Source organism: Caballeronia sp. LZ034LL (assembly GCF_031451215.1).
Taxonomy (GTDB): Bacteria; Pseudomonadota; Gammaproteobacteria; order Burkholderiales; family Burkholderiaceae; genus Caballeronia.
This window is the reverse complement of the sequence record NZ_JARUXR010000004.1, coordinates 374,846-398,653: the sequence shown is the minus strand read 5'-3', so window position 1 is coordinate 398,653 and position 23,808 is coordinate 374,846. Positions and strand designations below refer to the sequence as shown.

The following is a 23,808-nucleotide window of genomic DNA, read 5'->3' as shown; positions in this document are numbered from 1 at the left end:
CTCCGGCGCGCGCCGCGCCATCGACCATTCAGGCTTGCCGGCTGCCCGAGCCGGCGCACACACAGGGAGCAGCAGCATGAAGATTCAGACCGTCGGCATCGTCGGTGCGGGAACCATGGGCAACGGCATTGCGCAGGTCGCGGCCGTGGCGGGCTTCGAGGTCGTGCTGATCGACGTCACCGAGGCCGCGCTCGCCAAGGGCGTCGCCACGCTCACCGGCAGCCTGGAGCGGCTCGTGTCGAAGGACAAGCTGGAGGCTTCCGCGCGCGATGCCGCGCTCAAGCGCATTGCCACGTCCACGGACTACGGGCGGCTGGCCGAGGCCGACATCGTGATCGAAGCCGCGACCGAGAACACGGAGCTGAAGAACCGCATCCTGAAACAGATCGAGGAAGCGGCGCGTCCGGACGCGATCATCGCGTCGAACACGTCGTCCATCTCCATCACCGCGCTCGGCGCGACGCTTGCCACGCCCGAGCGTTTCATCGGCATGCACTTCTTCAATCCGGTGCCCTTGCTGCAACTCGTCGAGGTGATACGCGGCGTGCAGACCAGCGACGCCACCGCTACCGCCGTGCGCGAACTCACGGAGAAGCTCGGCAAGTCGCCTATCGGCGTGCGCAATTCGCCGGGCTTCGTCGTCAACCGCATCCTCGTACCGATGATCAATGAAGCGTTCTTCGTGCTGTACGAAGGCGTGGCGAGCGCCGAGGAAATCGACGCCGGCATGAAGCTCGGCGCCAATCATCCTATCGGCCCGCTTGCGCTGGCCGACCTGATCGGACTCGACGTGTGCCTCTCCGTGATGGACGTGTTCCTCAAGGACTTCGGCGATTCGAAATACCGCGCGTGTCCGCTGCTGCGCGAACTGGTCGCGGCGGGCCGGCTCGGCCGCAAGACGAAGCACGGCGTGTACCGGTACGACTGAAATCAGGCCGCAGCGGGCAGCCGCGCGCGGTCGTGCGCCGCGCTGAAATCGAGCAGCGGTCCGGCGGGCACGATGCCCGTCGGATTGATCGTTCGGTGGCTCTCGTAGTAATGCCGCTTGATGTGCATGAAATTCACCGTGTCCGCCACGCCGGGCATCTGGTAGATCTCGCGCGCGTAGTTCGACAGGTTCGGATAGTCGGCAATGCGCCGCAGATTGCACTTGAAGTGCCCGACATAGACCGCGTCGAAGCGCACCAGCGTGGTGAACAGGCGGATATCGGCTTCCGTGAAGCGCGGCCCCGTCAGATAGCGGCGCGACTGCAAGCGTGCTTCGAGGAAGTCGAGCGTATCGAAGAGCGGCATCACCGCTTCTTCGTAAGCGGCCTGCGTGGTCGCGAAACCGGCCTTGTAGACGCCGTTGTTGACCGTGTCGTAGATGCGCGCGTTGAGTCCGTCGATGTCCTCGCGGAGTTCGTGCGGATAGTAGTCGCCGGGCAGTGCGCCGATGCCGTCGAACGAGGAATTCAGCATGCGGATGACTTCCGACGACTCGTTGTTGACGATCGTCCCGCGCGCCTTGTCCCACAGGACCGGCACGGTCACGCGGCCGCTGTAGTTCGGGTCCGCGGCGGTGTAGACCTGATGCATGAAGCGCGCGTCGTGAATGGGATCGGGCACGACGCCCGGACCGTCCGCGAAGGTCCAGCCGTTCTCGAGCATCAGCCAGTGGACGACCGAAACATCGATCATCCCCTGCAAGCCCTTGAGCGCCCGCATGATCAACGCGCGGTGCGCCCACGGACACGCGAGGCTCACGTACAGGTGATAGCGGCCCGCTTCGGCGCGGAAGCCGCCCGCGCCACTCGGGCCGGGCGCACCGTCGGCCGTGACCCAGTTGCGGAAGGCCGCTTCCTTGCGCACGAAGCGCCCGCCCGTGGATGCCGTGTCGTACCACGCGTCCTGCCACTTGCCATCGACCAGAAGTCCCATTTCGCACGCTCCCTGTAGTGTTTTCGCAGCGGTGTTCCCGCAGCGCGGTGCAAGACGCGCGCCGCGGCATCGGGTGGATTAGTTGGATGCGGATGTGTCGATGAAACGCACGAGTTGCGCCATGGTCACGTCCGGTGCTTCTTCCATCAGCCAGTGTCCGCTGCCCGGCACGACCACGCCCTGCACGTTCGTCGCCACGAGCTTCGCCTGGTCGATCAGGAAGGTGCCCGAAGCCCGCTCGCCGGCAAGAACGAGCATCGGCATCGGCAGCGGCGTCCGGGCGAACGCGGCGAAGTCTTCCGCATCTTGCGGGAACGCGTGGAAATACTCGAATCCCGCGCGCATGCGGCCGTGGCGTGCGTATTGTGCCGAGTAATAGCGGCGGTCGGCATCGCTCAGGGAATGCGTGGAATCGGCGGCGAAGTCGTTCCAGAAGTGTTCGAAATACACACGCTCCCGCCCGCGCACAAGTTTTTCCGGCGTGTCGCCGTAGAAATTGAAGTGCCATTTGTCACGCAGCAGCCAAACCTTCTGCCAGTCGCCGACGCCGGGCAGGAAAGCGTCCATCAGCACGATGCTGTCCACAGCGTCCGGATACTGCGCGGCGTAGGCATAGGCGACCATCAGCCCGATGTCATGCCCCACCAGCTTTACCTTGCGATAGCCGAGCGCGCGCACCATCGCATGAATGTCCTGCGCCAGCGTCTTCTTGTCGTAGCCCGTGGCGGGCATCGCGGACTCGCCCGCACCCGGCAAATCGGGCGCCAGCACGACGCGGTCGGCGGCCAGCCGCGTCATCAGCGGCTGCCACATGTGGCTGGTCTCGGTGTAGCCGTGCAGCAGCACGACGGGCGTCGTCGCGTCGCCGCTCCCTGCTTGCAGATAGTGAAGTTCGATACCGTTCGCTTCGATCATGCGCGACTGGATCGCCGTCGAGGCGGATGCAGCCTGCGCGGCCGGCAGCAACGCGGCCGCCGCGAGCAGTGCGCCGACCGTACGGCGCAGGAAAGGCAGGAATGAGTTCATCGTTCAGCTCCGTCGAAAGTGGTGTTATCCGATGGCTCCAATCTTCGGCGCACCGCCCGCTTTTGCCGTACGATGCCGCGGATGAACTCGTTCGATGGAGTCGAACATGTTGTCGGAGGACGAACTCGCACTGCTCGATGCCATCCGCGAAACCGGCAGCCTCTCGCGCGCGGCGGCACGCCTTGGACGGGCGCCGTCGACGGTCTCCCACGCGGCGCGGCAACTGGAAACGCGCTTCGACGCCCTGCTCTTCGACCGCCGCCGCTACCGCCTGCAACTGACGCCCGCCGGCCATCTGCTCGCCGATGAAGCCGCGCGCCTGATGCTCGACGTCGGGCGGCTCGCGCAGCGCGTCAAGCAGATTGCGAGCGGCTGGGAAGACCGGCTGTGGATCGTGTGCGACGAGATCCTCGAATTCGAAACGATGCTGCCCGTCGTGCAGGCGTTCGACGCGCTCGGGTCCGGCGTCACGCTGCGCCTGACGCACGAGGTGTTGAGCGGCACCTGGGAAGCCCTGCGCGACGGCCGCGCCGATCTGATCGTCGGCGCCACCAACGAGCCGCCCGCCATCCCGGGCCTGCGCTGGTTCGAACTGGGCGTGATGGAGTGGGTATTCGCCGTCGCGGCGCGCCATCCGCTCGCCAGCGCGGCCGGCCCGCTCCGGCGGGAGGAGATCGCGGCGCATCGGGCGGTGGTGGTGGCGGATTCGTCGCGCGCGGCAGGACGCGCCTATGGTGTGCTCGGCGGCCAGGCGGCGCTCGCGGTGCCCAGCATGCGGGCGAAGATTCTTGTGCAGCGCCAGGGGCTCGGCACGGGCTGGCTGCCGCGCCATCGCGTCGCGACGCTGCTGGCGCGCGGCGAGCTGATCGAGAAAAAGACCGCCGATCCGCGCGAGCCCAACGTGCTCTACGTAGCATGGCGCGGCGATCACGAAGGACGCGCACTGCAATGGTGGATCGAACAGTTGCGTCAGCCGCGTCTCGCTAAGCATCTCGTCGACGGGCTCGACGCCTTCGCCTGATTTTTCGCCTGACCTTCCGCCGTAAAACATCGTTACATTTCTCGGGCGCGAATCGCGACGGATTTTCGGCGCCCGCTGCGTTCAAGTTCTCGTTACCACTCTGAAAACACGAGAACATTCATGACCAGCCGATCCTTGCCCCTGCGCGCCGCCCTGCTAGCACCGATCCTGGCCGTTTCCTTCGGCGCGCTGCACAGCAGCCCCGCACATGCACAGGCTGTTGTCGTTGCGCCGGCGGTCGTTGCGGCGCCGGTGGCCCCGCCGCCGCCGCCCCAGGTCGAACCGCCGCCGCCGCCCCGCGTGGGCTATGCATGGGATCCGGGCCACTGGCGCTGGGGACCCGGCCGCTATGTCTGGGTACCTGGCCACTGGAACGCGGTACGCGTGGGCCACCACTGGGTCCCGGGACACTGGGCCCGGCGCGGGCCGAACTATTTCTGGGTCGAAGGACATTGGGCCTGAGTCTGGCGCCCTGAAACCCGCGCCGCGATACATCTCGCGCGCAGCACGTCAACCCTTGCCGCCGTGAGCACCTATCATCTGATTGAAGGACTGCATCATGCTGAAAGCACTGCTGGCCGCGGCGCTCGCCGCCGTGACGCTCGCCGGGTGCGTCGTGTATCCGGCGCACGCCGCTTACTATCGCGGACCGGTCGTCGTCTACTGACGATGGCAACAACCATGACATTCCGGCCGCTCACCGCGCGCAACAGGAACCGACACGACCTTGAACGAACCAGATCCGGATACCCGCCTCATCGCCCGCGTCGGCAAGCGGGAATCGGGCGCCGTTCGCGAGATCGTCGAGAAGAAGCTGCCGCGCATCGTTGCGCTTGCAACGCGCATGCTCGGCGATCGCGACGAGGCGGACGACGTGGCCCAGGAAGCCTTCATGCGCATCTGGAAAGCCGCGCCGGACTGGGTGCCCGGCGCGGCGCGCTTCGATACCTGGCTGCATCGCGTCACGCTGAACCTGTGCTACGACCGGCTGCGGCGCAATCGAGAGACAACCATGTCGGACGAACTTCCGGAACAGGAAGATGCCGCGCCGCTGCCCGACGAGCGCATCGAAACGAGCGACACCAACCAGCGTCTCACGTCGGCGCTCGCACGCTTGCCGGCGCGCCAGCGCGAGGCGCTGGTGCTGCAGTACTACCAGGAATTGTCGAACGCGGAGACCGCCGATCTGATGGGCGTGAGCGTCGAAGCGCTCGAAAGTCTGCTGGTCCGTGCGCGCCGCAATCTCAGGACCGCTCTTACGGACCTTGCGCGCGGTCAGAGCGGACCCGATGACAGAGCCCCGAAGGAGCAACGATGACCCCCGACCGATTTCGTTACCTCACTGAAGCTTATGGGGCGTCCCCGGAACGCTGGCCCGCCGGTGAACGCAACGCCGCCCTCGCCCTCCTCGCCGACGGCAACGCCGACGCGCACGCGGCGCTGGCCCTGGCACGCACGCTCGACGGCATGCTCGACGCCCACGCCGTTGCCCGACCTGCGCCGGCACTCGCGCGGCGCATCATCGCTTCCGCGCCGCCGCGGCCTGCGCGCGCGCCGTGGCTGAATCCGCGCCTGTGGTTTTCGGGCGTGGGTTTTGTCGGCGTGGGCGCGGCCGGCATCGCGGCGGGCGCGCTGCTGGTGACGCTGCTTGCACCCGCATCCGTACCGTATGAACACGTACACGGCGGATTTGAACAAACCCTATCGGGCACCGCGTTCGGCGGCGCTTCGGACTGGAGCGATGAATGAGTTCACGCGCGCTGAAGGCGCTGACTGGCGTGTCGATCGTGCTCAACGTGTTCCTGCTCGGCTTGCTGGTGGGCGGCGTGTACTACCTGTCCGGTCCGCTCAAGCAACAGTTCTGCAAGGGGGTGACGCTGCAGCGCGGCATCGGCTTCGCGGCGGCGGATCTTTCCCCGGACAGGCGCAAGCAGCTGCACCAGGCCTTGCGCCAGATGCGCCTTGCGAACCAGCCGTTGATACGCGAATCGCGCGAAGGCCGGATCGACATCGCGCACATTCTCGCCGCGCAGACCTTCGACCGCCAGGCACTCGACAACGCCCTCGCCCGCACCCGTCAGGCCGATGTCACCATGCGCGCGCTGACCGAAGGCACGGTGGCCGAGTTCGCCTCGACGCTCACGCTGGACGAACGCCTGAAGCTGGTCGGCGCGATGGAGCGCTACGGCCCGCTGCGCGCCGTGCCGCCCGAGGACCGGCCGCAACTTCAGCCGCAGCCGCAGCCCCCACGGCAGCCCTGACGGCTGCGCGCCGCCGATAGCACTCTGCCCCCGGAGACGACCATGAGCCTTGCGCCGCCGCTCACGCCTGCCGCCATCGCGGTGAACCGCTTCGGCCTGGGCGCGCGTCCGGGCGAACCGCTGCCCGCCGACCCGCACGGCTGGCTCACGCAGCAGCTCGATCCCGCCCGCGGCGCGTATGTGCCGATGCCTGCCGCGCTGGCCAGTCAGCCGGCCAGCGCGGCGCTCGCCGAACGTTTCGCGGAACGCCAGCGCGCCTTGCGCGATGCCAGCGACGCCGACCGGCCCGCGCTGCGCAAGCAATACGGCGACATGATCCGCGAGGTGTATGTCAGCGCCGTCGATGCCCGCGTGACGAGCGCGCTCACCACCGGGACGCCCTTCGTTGAACGTCTGGTGCATTTTTGGGCGAACCACTTCGCGGTGTCGATCGAGAAGCCGCCGGTCGCGCTGCTCGCCGGCTCGTTCGAGAACGAAGCGATCCGCCCGCACGTGCTCGGGCGCTTCGAGGACATGCTGGTGGCGGTGGAACGCCATCCGGCGATGCAGATCTTCCTGGACCAGCCGCGTTCGATCGGCCCCGACAGCCCTGCCGCCGAACGCGCCGAAATGCGCGATCCCGCCCGCAAGCGCGGCCTCAACGAAAACCTCGCGCGCGAGATCATGGAATTGCATACGCTCGGCGCGCGCACCGGCTATACGCAGGGCGACGTGACCGAATTCGCCCGCGCGCTGACCGGCTGGAGTCTCGGCGCGATGTCCGCACGGGCTGCGCAGGCTGCAAGCAATCCCGCCGATCCGACGCCGCCCGGCCAGTACACCTTCCGCCCGCGCCTGCACGAACCGGGCGTGCGCACGGTGATGGGCCGTCAGTACGCACAGGACGGCGAAGCGCAGCCGCTCGCGGTGCTGCACGATCTGGCCGCATCCCCGGCGACGGCGCGGCACATCGCCGACAAGCTCGTGCGTCACTTCGTCGCCGATACGCCGCCGCCCGCGCTGGTCGAACGGCTCGCGAAGGTTTTCGGCGATACCGGCGGCGATCTGCCCGCGGTCTATCGCGCGCTGGTCAAAGCGCCGGAGGCGTGGCCCGCGACGCCGACCAAGTTCAAGTCGCCATGGGACTGGACGCTTTCCTCGTTGCGCGGACTCGGCCGCACTGGCCTGGAAAACATGCACGCCGCGCCGTTGCTGCGACAGCTCGGGCAGCCGGTATGGCGGCCCGGCTCGCCCGCCGGCTACGACGATGCCGCCGCGAGCTGGGCCGCGCCGGATGCGCTGGTGCGCCGCGTCGAGATCGCGCAGCGCTTTGCCGCGCGCAGCAGCGCGACGCTCGACGCCCGCGCGCTCGGTCCGCAACTGCTGGCGGGCTCGCTGTCGGAACCGACAGGCAGCGCAGTGGCGCGCGCCGAAAGCGCGCAGACCGCGCTGGCGCTGCTGCTGGTATCGCCCGATTTTCTGAGGAGATGAACGCATGCTGACCCGTCGCCGATTTCTTCGCTGCGCAGGCGCAAGCGCCGGCGCGATGCTGATTGCGCCGCAACTCGTGCTGGCGTCCGCGGAAACCGAACGCCGCTTCGTCTTCGTGATCCAGCGCGGCGCGGCGGATGGCCTGAACATCGTCGTGCCCTATGGCGATCCGGCCTATGCGGCGCTGCGCGGACCGCTCGCCATCGACGCCACGACGGCCAGCAAGCTCGACGGCACGTTCGCGCTTCATCCGTCCTTGCAGACGGCCGCGCAGATGTATCGCGACAAGCAGGCCCTGTTCGTCCACGCGGTGGCGTCGCCGTATCGCGAGCGTTCGCACTTCGACGGCCAGAACGTGCTCGAAACCGGCGGCAGCGCGCCGTATCAGTTGAAGGACGGCTGGCTGAATCGCCTCCTGTCGATGCTGCCCGCGCCGCGCGCCGACGCCGTCGCGCTCGCGCCGACCGTGCCGCTCGCGCTGCGCGGCCGCGCCGACGTCACGTCCTATGCGCCGTCCGGATTGCCGCAGGCTCCGGACGATCTCATCACGCGCGTCTCGCAGCTCTATGCCGGCGACGCACAACTGCATCCGCTGTGGGACGCCGCGATGCAGGCACGCGGCCTCGCCGCCGACGCCGGCGCGCGGCAGGATCCGGCGAGCCTCGGCAAGCTTGCGGCGACCTTCCTCAGCAAGCCTGACGGCCCGCGCATCGCGATGATCGAAACCGGCGGCTGGGACACGCACAGTGCGCAGAACCCGCGTCTTGCCACGCAGCTGAAAGCGCTCGACGCAATGCTCGGCGCCCTGCGCGATGGACTCGGCACGCACTGGGCCGACACGACTGTGCTGGTGGCGACCGAATTCGGCCGCACCGCCGCGGCCAACGGCACGGGCGGCACGGACCACGGGACGGGGTCGGCGGCGCTGCTGCTGGGCGGTGCGGTGGCGGGCGGACGCGTGCTCGCGGACTGGCCGGGACTGGCGAACGCATCGCTGTATCAGGCGCGCGACCTGAAGCCGACCATCGGACTCGATGCCGTGATCGCGCACGCGGCGGGCGAAAGCTTCGGCATCGATCCGCAACGCGTGGCGGCCACGCTGTTTCCCGAAGGCGGCACCGCAACGCTGCGAGATCGCTTGCTCAGAAGCTGAACCGCTCCAATTCTTTCGCACGCGCCGCGAACCTGACGTCCGGCAAGGCTGCGACACATTTTTAGTAGTATGGATTGAGCTGCCGTTATGATGGCGGCGGTTTTTCTGCGCTCAGGCTTGCCGGATCGCCGGCTTTCGCTTATCGCTGGTTCGTCTCGAGCGCACGCGTGCACGGCTTCGTCCGGATGCCTCGCGCCCCCGTCCAATCTCCCTCCTGACCATCATGTCCACCACGCCCAACCCCGCCAACACTCCCCCGCCGCGTCAACCCGTGGACATCGCCCGCATCCTGCTCGTCATCACGATCCTCGCGGCGCTCACCGTCGGCAGTCTCTATGTGCTGCGTCCCTTTCTGCCGGGGCTCATCTGGGCCACCACCATCGTCGTGGCGACCTGGCCGCTGATGGTCGCGGTGCAGCGCCGCGCCGGGAATCGCCGCTGGGCGGCGACGAGCGTGATGCTGCTCGGGCTCCTGATCGTCATCGTGCTGCCGCTCTATGAGGCCATCTCGACGCTCGCGCTGCACGGCGGCGAAATCATGGCGGCCATCAAGACCCTGCCTTCCTACGCACTGCCTCCGCCGCCCGGCTGGATCCACGACGTGCCGCTCGCCGGCGAACGCATCGCGAAAGAGTGGCAGATGCTCTCCGACGCCGGCCCCGGCGGCCTGCTTGCCAAGCTCGAACCCTACGTGACCGTCGCCGCGCGCTGGATGCTTTCGCACGCGGCCGTGGTCGGCGTGTTCGTCGTGCATATGGTCATCACGGTGATCATCTCGGGCATCCTGTACATGAACGGCGAAGCGGCGGGACGCTTCATCACGCGCTTCGCGACGCGCATCGCCGCGCAGCGCGGAGCGGAGGCCGTCAAGCTCGCCGGCCTCGCCATTCGCGCGGTGGCGCTCGGCATCGTGGTCACGGCCGTTACGCAATCGGCGCTGGGCGGCATCGGCCTGGCGCTCGCGGGCGTGCCCGCCGCGGGCATCATCACGGCCGTCATGCTGATGCTGTGTCTCGCGCAGATCGGGCCGCTGCTGCCGCTGCTCGGCGGCGTCGCGTGGCTGTTCTGGCATGGCGCGCATGTCGCGTCGATCCTGTTGCTCGTGTGGTCGATCATGATCGCGATGCTCGATAACTTCCTGCGCCCCATCCTGATCCGGCGCGGCGTCAACCTCTCGATGCTGCTGATCCTGTCCGGCGTGCTCGGCGGCATGTTCGCGTTCGGCATCGTCGGCTTGTTCATCGGCCCGGTGATTCTCGCCGTGACGTCGACCATCCTCAACGCGTGGATCAACGAGCAGCCGCCGCTGCCGCAAGTCGAAGCGATGCGCGGCGCCGCGACTCCGGGCGATCTCGCGGACGCAGCCCGAAGGCAGCCCTGACGCCGATGTAAAAAAAGCGGCGAAGCCCGAAAGCTCCGCCGCTCTGCTTCACCATGCTGCACGCCCCGCGCGATTATTTCACGCCGCTCAACGCCGAAGTCGCGATCGAAGGCACCGAGATGTTATTGGCCCTCGCGTACTGCACGGCCTGCGTGAGCGTCTGCACCAGCGACTGCAACTGCCCCGGCGCCGACTGTGCGATATAGCCGGCAGCCTGTGCGGTGCCCGGATTCGAGCCGGCCTGCAGCAGCGACGACATGTTCATCGAGTTCTTGACCGAGCCGAGATCGGATTGCAGGCCCGCGTACTGTTTCACGCCTTGACCGAGTGACGCGAGACCGTCGCTGAAGGTCTGCTTGCTGGCGGCCGTGGGCGGCGTGGGCGAGCCGTTCGAGAACGCCTGCATCAGCGATTGGGACACGCTCTGTTGCGTGCCGCCGAGTTGCGACAACACGCTCGTGCTCGGCGCGCTGCCGGCCGTTGCACCCGACAGCAATCCCGCCGCCGACTGCGCCTGACTCGCGGCGCTCGACATGCCCATCGCCGATGCGAGGCTCGACTGCCCCGTCAGCACTTGCTGATTCGCGCCGAGATAGTTCTGCACGAGCGAGCCCAGCGCCGCGGGCTGCGCGGCCTGGTTAGAAGCCGCGCCGGCGACATCCGACTTGGCGCTGCCGAAGCCGAACTGCTGCAGATTGAGTTGCGCGTACGATGCGGCCGGAGCCAGCAACGAGAATGCAATGCCCGATGCAATGATTGCGCGGCGCGCTGCGGGTTTCGACATGATCCGTCCTCCTGTTCAATGGGTCCGATGCTGAATCAGGGCGATTCGACCATCGGTCCGGAGGACGGTTCGGCGCGGAAACATTTGCTTGCGAAAATCGTCGGGGGAATGCGTTTTGCGCGGGTTATCCAGCGAGCGCGCCGCATCATGCCGACACAGCGCCCCCGAACGTTTCACCCTGCCTTGTTGGTCTGACGCAACTCCGGGAAATCCTCCTCCCAGAACTCGAATTCGCCGCGCGCGCCGTCTTCGGTGCGCCCCGCTTCCTGGCGACGCAGATCGACACGGCGGATCTTGCCCGAGATGGTCTTCGGCAACTCGGCGAATTCGAGCCTGCGGATGCGCTTGTAGGGCGCCAGGCGTTCGCGCGAAAACGCGAATACGCTGCGCGCGAGATCCGGCCCGATCGCATAGCCATGACGCAGCGTGACAAAGGCCTTCGGCACCGCGAGGCGCAGCGGATCGGGACTCGGCACGACGGCCGCTTCGGCGATCGCCTCATGCTCGATCAGCACGCTCTCCAGTTCGAACGGACTCAGCCGGTAGTCCGACGACTTGAACACGTCGTCCGCCCGGCCGACATAGACGAAATAGCCGTCGCTGCCGCGCAACGCGACATCCGAAGTGCGATAGAAGCCGCCGCGCATTGCGGTCTCCGTGGCCTTCGGATTGTCCGCATAGCCGGTCATCAGGCCGAGCGGCGGCGGATCGAGCGCCAGCGCGATTTCGCCCTCTTCCGTCTCCATGCCGTCCGGATCGAGCAGCGCGACGCGATAGCCCGGCAGCGGCCGGCCCATCGAGCCGGGCACGAGCCGCTGTCCCGGCGTGTTGGCAATCTGCGCGGTCGTTTCGGTCTGGCCGTAGCCGTCGCGGATCGACAGGCCCCACGCCGTGTGCACGCGCTCGATGATCTCCGGATTCAGCGGCTCGCCCGCACCGACGATCTCGCGCAGCTTCACCGCATACGACGCCAGCGGCTCCTGCACGAGCATGCGCCAGACGGTCGGCGGCGCACACAGCGTGGTGACTTCGTGCTCGACGAGCACTTCGAGCGCGCGAGCGGCGTCGAAGCGGCTGAAGTTGTAGATGAACACGCAGGCCCGCGCGTTCCACGGTGCGAAAAAGCAGCTCCACGCGTGCTTCGCCCAGCCCGGCGAACTGATGTTCCAGTGCACGTCGCCGGGTTGCAGGCCGATCCAGTACATCGTCGACAGATGTCCCACCGGATAACTCTGGTGCGTATGCGCGACGAGTTTCGGCTTCGAGGTCGTGCCCGACGTGAAATACAGCAGATAAGGATCGGCGGCATTCGTTTCGGCATCCGGAGCAAACTTCGGCGACGTTTCGTAAGCGGCGCCGTGATCCAGCCATCCCTCGCGCGCCCCGCCCACGGCGATGCGCAGCCCCGGCACGTCGATGCCGTCGAACTTCGGCGTATCGGCGGCATCGACGATCACATGCTGCACGCGACCGAGCGCGATGCGATCGCGCAGGTCGGCGGGCGCGAGCTGCGTCGTTGCGGGCAGGACGATGGCGCCAAGTTTCATCGCGGCGAGCATCACGTCCCACAGTTCGACGCGGTTCGGCAACATCAGCAGGATGCGTTCGCCGCGCGCGACACCCAGCCCGCGCAGATGATTCGCCACGCGCGCCGAACGCTCGCTCATCTGCGCGAACGAAAGGCGTGTCGCGCCGCCGCTTTCATCGACGATATGCAAGGCCGCTGCGTGATTGTCGCGGGCCATCGGATCGAAGTAATCGAGCGCCCAGTTGAAGCGGTCGAGCACGGGCCACTTGAAGTCGCGATAGGCCGTGTCGTAATCAGTGCGATGCGCAAACAGAAAATCTCGTGCTTCGATGAAAGCCGTGGCGTCGTTCATTGCGTCTCCGTGTTTTTTATAGGGCACCGCTCAGACGTTGCGCGCGATCACCATCCGCTGCACTTCGCTCGTGCCTTCGTAGATCTGCGTGATGCGTGCATCGCGATAATGCCGCTCAACCGGATAGTCCTCCAGATAGCCATAGCCGCCGTGGATCTGGATGGCATCGGAACACACGCGCTCCGCCATTTCCGAGGCGAACAGCTTCGCCTGCGACGCCTCCGACAGGCACGGCACGCCTTCCGTGCGCATGCGCGCCGCGTGATGGATCAGGAGGCGCGCGGCGTTGATCTGCGTCTGCATGTCGGCCAGCTTGTTCGCGACCGATTGATGTTCATGGATCGGCCGGCCGAACTGCACGCGTTCGCGGCTATAGGCGCGGGCCGCGTCGAAGGCCGCGCGGGCGATGCCCAGCGCCTGCGCCGCAATGCCGATGCGCCCGCCCTCCAGATTCGACAGCGCGATCTTCAAACCCTCGCCGCGCTGGCCAAGCAGATTGGCGGCGGGAATCGCGCAGTCGTCGAAGGTGATCGGGCAGGTATCGGACGCGCGAATGCCGAGCTTGTGTTCCGGCGTGCCGACATTGAAGCCCGGCGTGTCCTTCGGCACGATGAAGGCCGAGATGCCGCGCTTGCCCTGTTCCGGGTCCGTGACCGCGAACACGATCGCCACGCCCGAGCGCGCGCCGTTGGTCACGAACTGCTTGCTGCCCGACAGGACCCACTGGCCGTCGCGTTCGACGGCGCGCACGCGCAGGTTGTTGGCCTCGGAGCCGGCCTGCGGTTCGGTCAGGCAGAACGCGCCGATCACCTCGCCGCTCGCGAGCTTCGGCAGCCACTCGGTTTTTTGCGCGTCGGTGCCGTAGGCGAGGATCGGTCCGCAGCCGACCGAGTTGTGCACGCTCATCAGCGTCGCGCACGAGGCGCAGCCGGCGGCGATCTCTTCCATCGCGAGGGCATAGGCGGTGTAGTCGCTGAAGGTGCCGCCCAGCTCGGCGGGCACGATCATGCCGAGCAGGCCGAGTTCGCCCAGTTGCCGGATGACGCTGTCCGGCAGCGCGCCTTCGCGGTCCCACTGGCCCGCATCGGGCGCGAGGACTTCGGTCGCAAACTGGCGCGCCGCGTCGCGGATCATGCGCTGCTCTTCGGTGAGGAATGGGTCGATCATGGTCCTGGTCTGAAAGGTCTCGAGGTCGGCGCCGTGTCGCGCGGCATCGATCGTGTAAGCTTGCTGGCCGCCCATGCTGGTGGACGTCGGCGGTCATCCGTTCGAGTCTAGGCAATCGCCGGACCCTGGCCGATGCCCGAAACGATCACGCTAACTGAGCGCTTTGGCCACCTAGTGACAACCCCAAGTCCTGACAAGCACGTCGAACGCGATTCGATCGCGGTAAGTCTCGTCGAAGCCGCGCTGCGCTGCGCCGAGGCGCGCGGGGTCGCGCGCGACGGCTTGCTGGCCGCGGCGGACATCGCCCCGGCAATGCTCACCTCGCCGCGTGCACGCGTGTCGCCGATGCAGTACGGCAAGTTGTGGCACGCAGTCGCCGACGCCCTCGACGACGAGTTCTTCGGCCAGGACGCCCATCCGATGCGCCGCGGCAGCTTCGTCCTGATGTGTCACGCGGCGCTCTCGTCGCGTGACGGCACGCAGGCGCTGACGCGCATCGCGGACTTCATGCGGCTGGTGCTCGACGAACTGCGCTTCACGCCCGACATCGACGGCACGCGTGTGCGCATCTGGCTCGACGACCGTGGCGATGCCCGCACGATGTTCGCCTACGCGACCGGCTTCATTCTCGTATACGGGCTGCTGTGCTGGCTGGTCGGCCGGCGCATTCCGGTGCTGGCCGCGCATTTGCGCTGCCCCGAACCCGAAGCCGGCGACGAATACCGCCTGATGTTCTGCGATGACATGCGCTTCGGCGCGGCGCGTTCGTTCGTCGATCTCGATGCCGGCTGCGCGACGCTGCCGGTCGTGCAGACGCGCGCGACGCTCAAACGCTTCCTGCGCGCGGCGCCGGCCAACTTCATCGTCAAGTATCGCAATCCGGATTCATTGACGGCGCGCATCCGACGGCACCTCAGGGAGACACCGCCCGCCGACTGGCCGGAAGCGGAGCCGCTGGCCGCCGCGCTCAACATGGCGGAGGCGACGCTGCGCCGGCGGCTGAAGCAGGAAGGCTCGACCTATCGGGCGATCCGGGACGCGCTGAAGCGCGATCTCGCCATCGCGCGCCTTGCGCATACGCGGGAGACGATTCCGCAGATCGCCGACGCACTCGGCTTTGCCGAGCCGAGCGCATTCCGGCGCGCCTTCAGGAAGTGGACGGGCGTGCGCCCCGCGGATTACCGTCGGGGGCGCTGACTGCGGGGGCGCAGCGGGGCTGCTATATTCAACTTTCGCCTCGCCTTATCGGCATGAAATCGACGACCCGCACGGAGCGCACCATGACGAAGCCCAGCCGCGACGACCCTGCCAAGCAGGACCTCCCCGACGAAGATGCTTTGCTCGACGAGGCGCTGGAAGAAAGCTTTCCGGCCAGCGATCCGATCGCCGTGCATCCCGAGCGGGAACGCCGCGACGAGGACAAAAAGCAGTAGAAAATCAATCGCCCGTTTCGGGTTCGTCGGGCGCCGTGAGCAGCGTCACGAGCTTCTCGACATGCTGATGCAGCAGCTTGACGTGCTTGTCGATCTGCTCCAGGCGTCCGGTGAGATCCGCCTTGGCCGCTTCGCTCATGCGGTCGGAGGCGATCAGTTCATCCACTTTCGGCTGCATCGCGTCGACCTGCAACAGCCCGAGCTGGCGTTCGAGGCGGCGCAGGTCCTGCGACAGCAGTTCGCGGTTCTTGCGGAACAGCATGTCACGCCGGTTGTTCTCCGCCTGCTGCTGCGCGAGATCGGCGACGCGGCGCGTCGCCTCGGTCTGGGACAGCAGCGGTTCCGGGCCGCGCAGCACCGAGCGCTTCGGCGCCGGATGCGCGGTGCCGCGGAATACGGCCATCGGGGTTTCTTCATCGAGCGCGCGCTGCACTTCCGGCGGCACTTCAGCCGCGCTGTGGCGCTCATCCATCCAGTGCGGCGGCAGGCCCGCCACCAGCTCGATGCCGCGCACGAATTCCTCATTGAAGTCGCGCTGACCCGCGACGATGAGCTTCATGAACGACGGCGAGAAGTTCATCATGCGCGCGAGGCGTCCGGCGCCTCCCGGCGAGCCGACCAGCACGCTCAGATTGGCGCGCCAGACGACAAACAGCGTTTCGTCGAAATCTTCCATGAACAGGCTCCAGGCAGACCGAGGCTCGAACCCGCCATCGGTGTAGCGCGCGGGGTGCGCGCGCATGCAACTCCGGTTCCCGATTACGCTGGCACGCCGCACATGGCGCGCCGTCACAACCCGCATCAAACACCATACTGGCGCCATCGGCAAGCCCGTCGGTGTGCGCGGCCCGTCCCGACGCGGCGCGGCTGCCACACCACAGTGCGCGGCAGCCGGCCCGCGACGCTTACGGTTCGTTGCGCAGATAGCCTTCCTTGCTCGGCTCGAGCATGCGGAAGGACACGACGAACGAGATGAAGCACATCACCGTGACGTACCAGAAGAAAGCGGATTCGTTGCCCGCCGATTTGAGCCACAACGCGACGTATTCCGCCGAGCCGCCGAAGATCGCATTGGCGACCGCATACGAAAGGCCCACGCCCAGCGCACGCACTTCCGGCGGGAACATCTCCGCCTTGATGAGACCGCTGATCGACGTATAGAAGCTCACGATCGCCAGCGCGACCACCACCAGCACGAAGGCCATCACCGGACTCGTGACGCCCGACAGCGCATGCAGCAGCGGCACGGTGCCGAGCGTGGCGAGGCCGCCGAACCAGAGCATCGAGGTGCGCCGGCCGATCCGGTCCGACAACGCGCCGAACACCGGCTGCAACAACATGTAGACCAGCAGCGCGGCGGTCATCACGTTGCTGGCCGTCTTCGCATGCATGCCGGCCGTGTTGACCAGGTACTTCTGCATGTAGGTCGTGAACGTGTAGAAAATCAGCGAGCCGCCCGCCGTGAAGCCCACCACGGTCATGAACGCGGCCTTGTGCTGCATCAGGCCGGCCAGCGTGCCGGCTTCCTTGCGATCCCGCGTTTCGGCGGTCGAGGTTTCATCGAGCGAACGGCGCAGGTACAGGGAAATCAGCGCCGCGCACGCGCCGATGAAGAACGGAATGCGCCAGCCCCAGGCCTTGAGTTCGTCGGTCGAGAGGAAGAACTGCAGCACCACGAGCACCAGCAGCGCGCCGAGCTGGCCGCCGATCAGCGTCACATACTGGAACGACGCGAAGAAGCCGCGCCGGCCGCGCAGGGCCACTTCACTCATGTAGGTCGCGCTGGTGCCGTATTCGCCGCCCACCGACAAGCCCTGGAACAGCCGGGCAATGAGCAGCAGGAACGGCGCCCACGCGCCGATGCTCGCGTAGGTCGGCAGGAAGGTGATGACGAGCGAACCGCCGCACATCATCAGGACCGAGATCATCATGGCGTTGCGGCGGCCATGCTTGTCGGCGATCCGGCCGAACAGCCAGCCGCCGATAGGACGCATCAGGAAGCCCGCCGCGAACACGCCTGCGGTGTTGAGCAGCTGCACGGTGGGATTGCCGCCCGGGAAGAACGCCGCCGAGAAGTACAGCGCGAGGAACGAGTAAATATAGAAGTCGAACCACTCGACGAGGTTGCCCGACGAAGCGCCGACGATCGCAAAAACGCGGCGCCGCGTGTCCTCCGCGGTGTAGGCAGGAAAGTCATTCATGTCGTGTCTTGATCTCTTGGTCGTTGTGCAAATGACGCGTCGCGGGGCTCGTGACCCCGGTGCGGAATGCTCCTGGCGGCATTCGGGCGCCAGTTTATACGACGATCCGCGCCGCGGCGCGTGCCGGACAGGCGGGCAAACGCCCATTGCGGGCGGGTCGGGCGGCGGGTTGGCGCGGTTCGCGTGGCACGTGCGACGGCCCTGAAACGCCCCCGCAGGCTTGTGGCAAAGGCATTCGCGCGGCTTGCAGAAGTTTGATTGGCGGCTTTCAGGCAAGGATCCGACCGCGTCCTACATGTCGGCTTAGGTAATTACCCTTATTCGAGACTTTATCCATCATTTATCGATAAAGTCTCGGAATCCAGAGACAGCCCACGTGAGGTCCGCATGAATCCACACGCTCCGATCCTCGACGCCGCCTTGGCGTCGAAATTTGCCCAGGTCGCGCTTGGCCACCTGACCCGCGAGTATCCCAACAAGCTCGATCACGTCATGGCCGACGCAGCCGACGTGCAAAGTCCGCGCGCGCTGCATCCGATCTTCTACGGCAGCTTCGACTGGCATTCCTGCGTGCACGGTTATTGGCTGATCGCGCGGCTGCTCGGGCGCTTTCCGGATCTGCCCGAGGCGCCGCGCATCCGCGCCGTGATCGACGAACATGTCACCGAGGCGAACGTCGCGGCCGAGGTCGCCTATCTGCAGCGCCCCGCTGCGCGCGGCTTCGAGCGGCCCTACGGCTGGGCGTGGCTGCTTGCGCTCGCGGGCCAGCTGCGTTCGATGACCTCCGACGATGGCCGGCGCTGGGCCCGGACGCTGCAACCGCTCGCCGATGCGTTCGTCGCGCGCTTCGTGGAGTTCCTGCCGAAATCGACCTACCCGCTCAGGGTCGGCACGCACTTCAACATGGCGTTCGCGCTGACGCTCGCGCTGGGCTATGCGCGCGTGGCACAGGACGCGGGCTTCGAACGCTTGCTGAGCACGACCGCGCTGCGCTGGTTCGAGAAGGACGAAGCGTGCCAGGCGTGGGAACCGGCCGGCGACGAATTCCTCTCGCCCTCGCTGATGGAAGCCGTGCTGATGCGGCATGTGCTGCCGGATGGGCGCTTCGTCGGCTGGTTCGACCAATTTCTGCCACGGATCTCGGCGCGCGAGCCCGCGACGCTGTTCACGCCGGCTACGGTCACGGACCGCAGTGACGGCAAGCTCGCCCACCTCGACGGTCTGAACCTGAGCCGCGCCTGGTGTCAGCGGACGCTCGCGCGCGCCCTGCCTCCGGACGATGCGCGCATCGCCGTGCTGACCGCGAGCGCGGACGAGCATCTTGCGGCGGGGATTGCGCACGTCGCGGGGGACTACATGGGCGAGCACTGGCTCGCAACCTTCGCGCTGCTGGCGCTCGAGGCCTGAGCGGGTTGGCTTCTTCTGGCCGCGTCAGGGTTCAAACGCGCGGCTGAAAGGCGATCACGCTCATGCCCGCGAGCGCGATCGCCGCGCCCGCGAGATCCCACGCGGTGGGCCGGATGCGATCGACGGCCCATAGCCACATGATCGCCACGCCGATATAGACACCGCCGTACGCCGCGTACACGCGTCCCGCCGCCGCGGCGTGCAGCGTCAGGAGCCACGCAAACAGCGCCAGCGACAGCGCGCCGGGCAAGAGCAGCCAGGGCGAGCCGTCCTGCTTGAGCCAGCGATACGGGAAGTAGCAGCCGGCGATCTCGGCGACCGCCGTGATGACATAGAGCGCGAAGGTTTTCATGACGCGCATTATCCGGGGTGAAGCAAGGTTGCGTCGCGGGCTTGTGCTCCGGACAATGACGCCTTCCCCACGAATCCACGAAACGCGCGCATGAACGCGCGTTCGACCGCTGTGCAGACAACTTCGCAAGATCCACCCGGCAAGCCGGCCGCGTTGCCCGTGCATTGGCACAAGCGCGTGCTGACGCTGGCGTTTCCCATCGTCCTCGCGAATCTGACGCAACCGATCCTCGGCGCCGTCGATACGGCCGTCGCCGGTCATCTCGATGGACCTCAGTATCTTGGCGGCGTCGCGCTCGGCGGGCTGGTGTTCAGTTTCGTCTTCTGGGGTTTCGGCTTCCTGCGCATGGGCACGACGGGCCTGGTCGCGCAGGCCTTCGGCGCGCACGACGACGCGGCCTTGCGCGCCAGCGTCCTGCGCGCAATGTTGCTGGCGTTCGCGATCGGCATGGCGGTCCTCGCGTTGCAGTTGCCGGTCATCCGCTATGCGCTCGCCGCGCTGGGCGGCAGCGCAGCCGTGCAGGACACCGCGAGCGCCTACAGTCACGCGCGCATCTGGGCCGCGCCGTTCGCGCTCGGCAACTATGTCGTGCTCGGCGCGTTGCTCGGCTGTCAGCGGGTGCGGCTCGCGCTCGTGACGCAGATCTTCATCAACCTGGTGAATATCGTTGCGGTGCTGCTGTTCGTGTATCGCTTCGGCTGGGGCATTGCGGGCATCGGCGCGGCCACGGCATTCGCCGACTTCTGCGGCTTCGTGCTCGGCGTCGCGATCCTGTGGCGCCTGCGTCCGCGCGGACTCGACGCGCCCGCCTGGCGCATGCTGCTCGACGGGCATGCGTTGAAGCGTCTGATGGCTATCAACCGGGACATCTTCGTTCGCACCATCTGCCTGCTGGGTTCTTATGCATGGTTCGCGCATCTCGGCGCGCGACAGGGCGATGCGGTGCTCGCCGCCAACGCCGTGCTGCTGAATTTTCAGACCTTCATGGCGTTCGGCCTCGATGGCTTCGCGCATGCGGCGGAGGCGCTCGTCGGCGCGGCGGCGGGGGCGCGCGACCGGCATGCGTTCCGTCAGGCGGTGAAAGTCACGATGTTGTGGTCGGTCATTGGCGCGGCGGGGTTTTCGGTCGTGTATGCGCTAAGTGGGGAGTGGATGATCGGCAGGCTGACCGATCAGGCCGTCGTGCATGCGGCCGCCGTGCGTTATCTGCCGTGGGCGGCGGTGCTGCCGGTGGTGTCGGTGGCGGGGTTTCTGCTCGATGGCGTGTTCATCGGCGCTACGCGGACGCGGGAACTCATGCAGGCGATGGCGGTGTCGCTTGGCGTGTTTCTGCTGGCCGCGTGGGGGCTGGCAGGGACGCTCGGGAATCACGGGCTGTGGCTCGCGCTTGCCATCTTCATGGTCGCGCGAGGGGTGACGTTGGCGGTGCAGGTGCCGGGGGTGGAGCGCGCCCTTTGCGCTCCGATGCCCGATTGAGTCAGGGCGCCGTCGATTTGAGCGCGCCGAGTCCCTCCAGCAACGCCCGATGAAATCCCTCCGGATCCTGCATCTGCGGCGCGTGCCCGGCATCCGGAAACTCGACCAGCGTGGCATTCGGAATCCGCTCCTTCGCGAGCTTCGCCAGTTCCGGATACCGCCCCAGCGTCGGCCGTACATCGGCAGGCGCGAACTCCTTGCCAATCGCCGTCGTGTCCTTGTCGCCGATCATCAGCAGCGTCGGCGTCTTCAGCTTGTCGAACTCATACACCACCGGCTGCGTATAAATCATGTCGTACAGCAGCGCCGAATTCCACGCGACGATCTCCTTCCCCGGCCCGCGATACATCCCCGCGAGCATCTGCACCCACGGCTCGTAGGCATCGCGCCATTGCCCCGCGTAATACGTGTTCTGCTCGTAGCGACGAATGCCGTCCGCGCTCGTCTTGAGCTCGCGCGCATACCAGTCGTCGATGGACACCGACGGTACACCCTTCGCCTTCCAGTCCTCGAGCCCGATCGGATTGACCAGCACGAGCTGCTCCGTCTCCTGCGGATACATGAGCGCATAGCGCACCGCGAGCATGCCGCCGGTCGAATGCGCGATGAGCGTCGCACGCGGCACGCCGAGCGCGGTCAGCAACGCATGCGTGTTACGCGCAAGCTGCTGGAAGCTGTACTGGTAACGCTCGGGCTTGGTGGACTTGCAGAAGCCGATCTGATCCGGCGCGATCACGCGATAACCCGCTCCCGACAACACGTCGATAGTCTGCTTCCACGTCGCCGAACAGAAGTTCTTGCCATGCAGGAGCACCGCGGTGCGACCGTTCGGATGCGGCGGATGCACATCCATATAAGCCGTGAGCACCACCTGCCGTTGCGACGTGAACGCAAAGCGCGCCACCGGATACGGGTAATCGAAGCCTTGCAGTTCCGGACCGTAGGCCGGGCCGTCGTTGCTGCCGGACGGCGCGACCGACGCTTCATCGGCATGGGCGTAAACAGGAACGACGCACGATAGCGCGACACACGCCATGAACGACACCAACACGGAGCGGAAGACGGACGAATTCATGTTCGCTGGATGACCTGACGGGTTGATTTCAAATTTCAAGGCCGACGCATTCTAGCGCGCCACTCCTGCGCACGCCGGATGCCCCCCGCGCAGCGCGTCCTGCGCTTATACTTTGCGGCCCGCTTTCCGCACCCGTCCCCGGTGCATCAACCCGGCACACTACCCGCATGCAATTCCGCTTCAAGGCACTCGCCGCCGCGCTCGGCCTCGTGTGCATCAGCGCCGCCGCGAGCGATTGCCCGCAGTTCAGTCCCGGCGGCCGCGAGCCCGTCGTCGTCAACGCGAAGATGCGCGCGGCGACCCAGGAAGTTTGCTACACCGATTTCGCGCTGCTCCATTCCGGTGTCACGCACGGACCGCTGTGGTCGGCGGAGCACCTGACGGCGCAAGGCATCGACCAGGCGAAGAACAACACGCGCACCAACCGCTTCTTCGTCGAGAAACGCCTGCCGCCCGGCGCAAGCGCGCAACTCTCCGACTACAAGAAAAGCGGCTTCGATCGCGGCCACATGAGCCCGGCCGGCGACCGCGCCAGCAAGAAAGGCATGGCCGAGTCCTTCTCGCTCGCCAACATCGTGCCGCAGGACCCGTCGAACAACCGGCGCATCTGGGCGCGCATCGAGGAAGCCGTGCGCCGCCTGACGGAGCAATCCGGCGAAGCCTTCGTGGTCACCGGGCCGCTGTTCTCGGGACGCCAGTTGCAGACGATCGGCGAATCGCGCGTCTTCGTGCCGACGCAACTCTATAAAGTGGTCTATCTGCCGCAGCGGCAGATTGCCTTCGCGGTCCTGGTGGACAATGCCTCCACCGAGACCTACACGATGAAAACCGTCCGCGAGCTCGAAGCCATGAGCGGCCTCGCGGGGCCCGGCCGCCCGGCCGGCCTCAAGGACAAGCGAATCGGAGGACTGAAAGGTGTTTAAGCCATTTGCGAACGATACCGACGCCCTGAACATCGCCGGCGATGCCATCAACATCGTCAACGGCACGACCCGCGTGACCCTCAGCGGCGACCTGACGATCGCGCGCGACAAGACCGGCCTCGCCAACGCGCTCGCGCTCTACAAGGCGCTGGGCGCCATCGTCGAGACGCTGCAAGGCGACGCATCCTTGCCCGCGAAACTTCCGGACGAGCCGGACAAGCCCGCCGGCAAGGCCGACAATCCGTTCATCTGAGCCGCCAGGCGCCGGGAGCATGCGGCGCGGAGAACCCACATGATCGAATGCCATGTCGGCCCGAGTCCGCTCGGGCACATCCTTTACCGCGCCGAGCACGACGCACTGACGGGGCTGTTCTTCATCGGGCAAAAGCACTTTCCCGCCCATGTTCACGAGCATGAGCAGACGCTGTCCGACGCCCCGCCGGTCTCGCGGGCCATCGCGGCCGCCCGCGAACAGATCGCCGACTATTTCGCGGGCCAGCGCGCAAGCTTCGACGTGCCGATACGGCTCGGCGGCACCGAGTTCCAGCGCCGCGTCTGGGAACTGCTTCAGCAGATTCCGTTCGGCGACGCCTGGACCTACGGCGATCTCGCCCGCCGGCTCGGCCTGCCGCCCGGCGCCGCGCGCGCGGTCGGCGGCGCGAACGGCCGCAATCCCGTCGCGATCATCGTGCCGTGCCATCGTGTGATCGGCGGCGACGGCGAATTGACCGGCTATGCCGGCGGCGTCGAACGCAAGCGCCATCTGCTGACGCTCGAAGGCGGACCCGGGCGCGAGCAGCTCGGCCTGTTCTGACCGCAGCCGCAAAAATGTCCGAAACCCGTGCCCTGCATCGAGCCATGCACTTCGGACACTGGGC

General features: G+C 66.9%; 25 protein-coding genes. 16 read left to right on the top strand and 9 right to left on the bottom strand.

Going from position 1 to position 23,808, the window contains the following annotated elements:
* Positions 1 to 76 precede the first annotated feature (76 nt).
* Entirely contained in the window at positions 77 to 928 is an 852-nt protein-coding gene (locus QCE83_RS29170; protein WP_309819409.1) for a 3-hydroxybutyryl-CoA dehydrogenase, read from the top strand.
* 2 nt (positions 929 to 930) lie between these two features.
* On the opposite strand, the gene QCE83_RS29165 is transcribed toward QCE83_RS29170, so the two are convergent.
* Positions 931 to 1,920, bottom strand: a complete 990-nt coding sequence (locus tag QCE83_RS29165; RefSeq protein WP_309819406.1) for a glutathione S-transferase family protein — start codon at positions 1,918 to 1,920, stop codon at positions 931 to 933.
* Between the two features lie 78 nt (positions 1,921 to 1,998).
* A complete protein-coding gene (locus QCE83_RS29160) occupies positions 1,999 to 2,946 on the bottom strand; it encodes an alpha/beta hydrolase (RefSeq protein ID WP_309819404.1) in 948 nt (315 codons plus the stop codon).
* Between the two features lie 106 nt (positions 2,947 to 3,052).
* Here QCE83_RS29160 and QCE83_RS29155 point away from each other — a divergent pair, with 106 nt between their 5' ends.
* From QCE83_RS29155 to ydiK, 8 genes are all read left to right on the top strand, one after another.
* A complete protein-coding gene (locus tag QCE83_RS29155) occupies positions 3,053 to 3,967 on the top strand; it encodes a LysR family transcriptional regulator (protein WP_309819402.1) in 915 nt (304 codons plus the stop codon).
* Between the two features lie 120 nt (positions 3,968 to 4,087).
* Positions 4,088 to 4,429, top strand: coding sequence for a YXWGXW repeat-containing protein (locus QCE83_RS29150; protein WP_309819400.1), 342 nt, complete (start codon positions 4,088 to 4,090; stop codon positions 4,427 to 4,429).
* A 265-nt stretch (positions 4,430 to 4,694) separates the two neighbouring features.
* Positions 4,695 to 5,285, top strand: coding sequence for an RNA polymerase sigma factor (locus tag QCE83_RS29145; protein WP_404985819.1), 591 nt, complete (start codon positions 4,695 to 4,697; stop codon positions 5,283 to 5,285).
* Positions 5,282 to 5,716 (top strand): hypothetical protein, encoded by a 435-nt coding sequence (locus tag QCE83_RS29140; RefSeq protein WP_309819398.1) that lies wholly within the window; start codon positions 5,282 to 5,284, stop codon positions 5,714 to 5,716. Before QCE83_RS29145 ends, QCE83_RS29140 begins: the two co-directional genes overlap by 4 nt.
* Positions 5,713 to 6,228 carry a periplasmic heavy metal sensor gene (locus QCE83_RS29135; protein ID WP_309819395.1) on the top strand — a complete coding sequence of 172 codons (516 nt, stop codon included), beginning with the start codon at positions 5,713 to 5,715 and terminating at the stop codon, positions 6,226 to 6,228. The genes QCE83_RS29140 and QCE83_RS29135 overlap by 4 nt, the downstream gene beginning before the upstream one ends.
* A gap of 42 nt (positions 6,229 to 6,270) precedes the next feature.
* Positions 6,271 to 7,698: a DUF1800 domain-containing protein gene (locus QCE83_RS29130; protein ID WP_309819394.1), complete on the top strand. Its 1,428-nt coding sequence runs from the start codon at positions 6,271 to 6,273 to the stop codon at positions 7,696 to 7,698.
* Between the two features lie 4 nt (positions 7,699 to 7,702).
* Positions 7,703 to 8,851 carry a DUF1501 domain-containing protein gene (locus QCE83_RS29125; protein ID WP_309819392.1) on the top strand — a complete coding sequence of 383 codons (1,149 nt, stop codon included), beginning with the start codon at positions 7,703 to 7,705 and terminating at the stop codon, positions 8,849 to 8,851.
* Positions 8,852 to 9,074: 223 nt separating this feature from the next.
* Positions 9,075 to 10,232: an AI-2E family transporter YdiK gene (gene ydiK / locus QCE83_RS29120; RefSeq protein ID WP_309819390.1), complete on the top strand. Its 1,158-nt coding sequence runs from the start codon at positions 9,075 to 9,077 to the stop codon at positions 10,230 to 10,232.
* Between the two features lie 73 nt (positions 10,233 to 10,305).
* Here ydiK and QCE83_RS29115 read toward each other — a convergent pair whose 3' ends face one another.
* From QCE83_RS29115 to QCE83_RS29105, 3 genes are all read right to left on the bottom strand, one after another.
* Positions 10,306 to 11,016: a hypothetical protein gene (locus tag QCE83_RS29115; protein ID WP_309819388.1), complete on the bottom strand. Its 711-nt coding sequence runs from the start codon at positions 11,014 to 11,016 to the stop codon at positions 10,306 to 10,308.
* Positions 11,017 to 11,189: 173 nt separating this feature from the next.
* The gene (locus QCE83_RS29110; RefSeq protein ID WP_309819386.1) at positions 11,190 to 12,896 is read right to left on the bottom strand and encodes an AMP-binding protein; all 1,707 of its coding nucleotides are present in this window, start codon (positions 12,894 to 12,896) and stop codon (positions 11,190 to 11,192) included.
* Between the two features lie 30 nt (positions 12,897 to 12,926).
* Positions 12,927 to 14,060 (bottom strand): acyl-CoA dehydrogenase family protein, encoded by a 1,134-nt coding sequence (locus QCE83_RS29105; RefSeq protein WP_309821166.1) that lies wholly within the window; start codon positions 14,058 to 14,060, stop codon positions 12,927 to 12,929.
* Between the two features lie 177 nt (positions 14,061 to 14,237).
* Here QCE83_RS29105 and QCE83_RS29100 point away from each other — a divergent pair, with 177 nt between their 5' ends.
* The gene (locus QCE83_RS29100) at positions 14,238 to 15,260 is read left to right on the top strand and encodes an AraC family transcriptional regulator (RefSeq protein ID WP_309819384.1); all 1,023 of its coding nucleotides are present in this window, start codon (positions 14,238 to 14,240) and stop codon (positions 15,258 to 15,260) included.
* Between the two features lie 83 nt (positions 15,261 to 15,343).
* Positions 15,344 to 15,496 (top strand): hypothetical protein, encoded by a 153-nt coding sequence (locus tag QCE83_RS29095; RefSeq protein WP_309819382.1) that lies wholly within the window; start codon positions 15,344 to 15,346, stop codon positions 15,494 to 15,496.
* Between the two features lie 4 nt (positions 15,497 to 15,500).
* On the opposite strand, the gene QCE83_RS29090 is transcribed toward QCE83_RS29095, so the two are convergent.
* The gene (locus QCE83_RS29090) at positions 15,501 to 16,172 is read right to left on the bottom strand and encodes a hypothetical protein (RefSeq protein WP_309819380.1); all 672 of its coding nucleotides are present in this window, start codon (positions 16,170 to 16,172) and stop codon (positions 15,501 to 15,503) included.
* 229 nt (positions 16,173 to 16,401) lie between these two features.
* Positions 16,402 to 17,697, bottom strand: a complete 1,296-nt coding sequence (locus QCE83_RS29085) for an MFS family transporter (RefSeq protein ID WP_309819378.1) — start codon at positions 17,695 to 17,697, stop codon at positions 16,402 to 16,404.
* A 387-nt stretch (positions 17,698 to 18,084) separates the two neighbouring features.
* On the opposite strand from QCE83_RS29085, the gene QCE83_RS29080 reads away from it, so the two are divergent.
* Positions 18,085 to 19,104, top strand: coding sequence for a DUF2891 domain-containing protein (locus QCE83_RS29080; RefSeq protein WP_309819376.1), 1,020 nt, complete (start codon positions 18,085 to 18,087; stop codon positions 19,102 to 19,104).
* A gap of 31 nt (positions 19,105 to 19,135) precedes the next feature.
* Here the strand turns inward: QCE83_RS29080 and QCE83_RS29075 are convergent, their stop codons facing one another.
* Positions 19,136 to 19,456: a YnfA family protein gene (locus QCE83_RS29075; protein WP_309819374.1), complete on the bottom strand. Its 321-nt coding sequence runs from the start codon at positions 19,454 to 19,456 to the stop codon at positions 19,136 to 19,138.
* A gap of 90 nt (positions 19,457 to 19,546) precedes the next feature.
* On the opposite strand from QCE83_RS29075, the gene QCE83_RS29070 reads away from it, so the two are divergent.
* Positions 19,547 to 20,932, top strand: coding sequence for an MATE family efflux transporter (locus QCE83_RS29070; RefSeq protein WP_309819373.1), 1,386 nt, complete (start codon positions 19,547 to 19,549; stop codon positions 20,930 to 20,932).
* Between the two features lies 1 nt (position 20,933).
* Here the strand turns inward: QCE83_RS29070 and QCE83_RS29065 are convergent, their stop codons facing one another.
* Complete coding sequence (locus tag QCE83_RS29065) at positions 20,934 to 22,007, bottom strand: alpha/beta hydrolase (protein ID WP_309819371.1); 1,074 nt, start codon at positions 22,005 to 22,007, stop codon at positions 20,934 to 20,936.
* Positions 22,008 to 22,174: 167 nt separating this feature from the next.
* On the opposite strand from QCE83_RS29065, the gene QCE83_RS29060 reads away from it, so the two are divergent.
* From QCE83_RS29060 to QCE83_RS29050, 3 genes are read left to right on the top strand one after another with little or no spacing between them, the layout of a single operon-like run.
* On the top strand, positions 22,175 to 22,930 hold the full coding sequence (locus QCE83_RS29060; RefSeq protein ID WP_309819369.1) for a DNA/RNA non-specific endonuclease: 756 nt from the start codon (positions 22,175 to 22,177) through the stop codon (positions 22,928 to 22,930).
* Positions 22,923 to 23,183, top strand: coding sequence for a hypothetical protein (locus QCE83_RS29055; protein ID WP_309819367.1), 261 nt, complete (start codon positions 22,923 to 22,925; stop codon positions 23,181 to 23,183). The genes QCE83_RS29060 and QCE83_RS29055 overlap by 8 nt, the downstream gene beginning before the upstream one ends.
* Before the next feature lie 39 nt (positions 23,184 to 23,222).
* Positions 23,223 to 23,744: a methylated-DNA--[protein]-cysteine S-methyltransferase gene (locus tag QCE83_RS29050; RefSeq protein ID WP_309819365.1), complete on the top strand. Its 522-nt coding sequence runs from the start codon at positions 23,223 to 23,225 to the stop codon at positions 23,742 to 23,744.
* Positions 23,745 to 23,808: the final 64 nt, after the last annotated feature.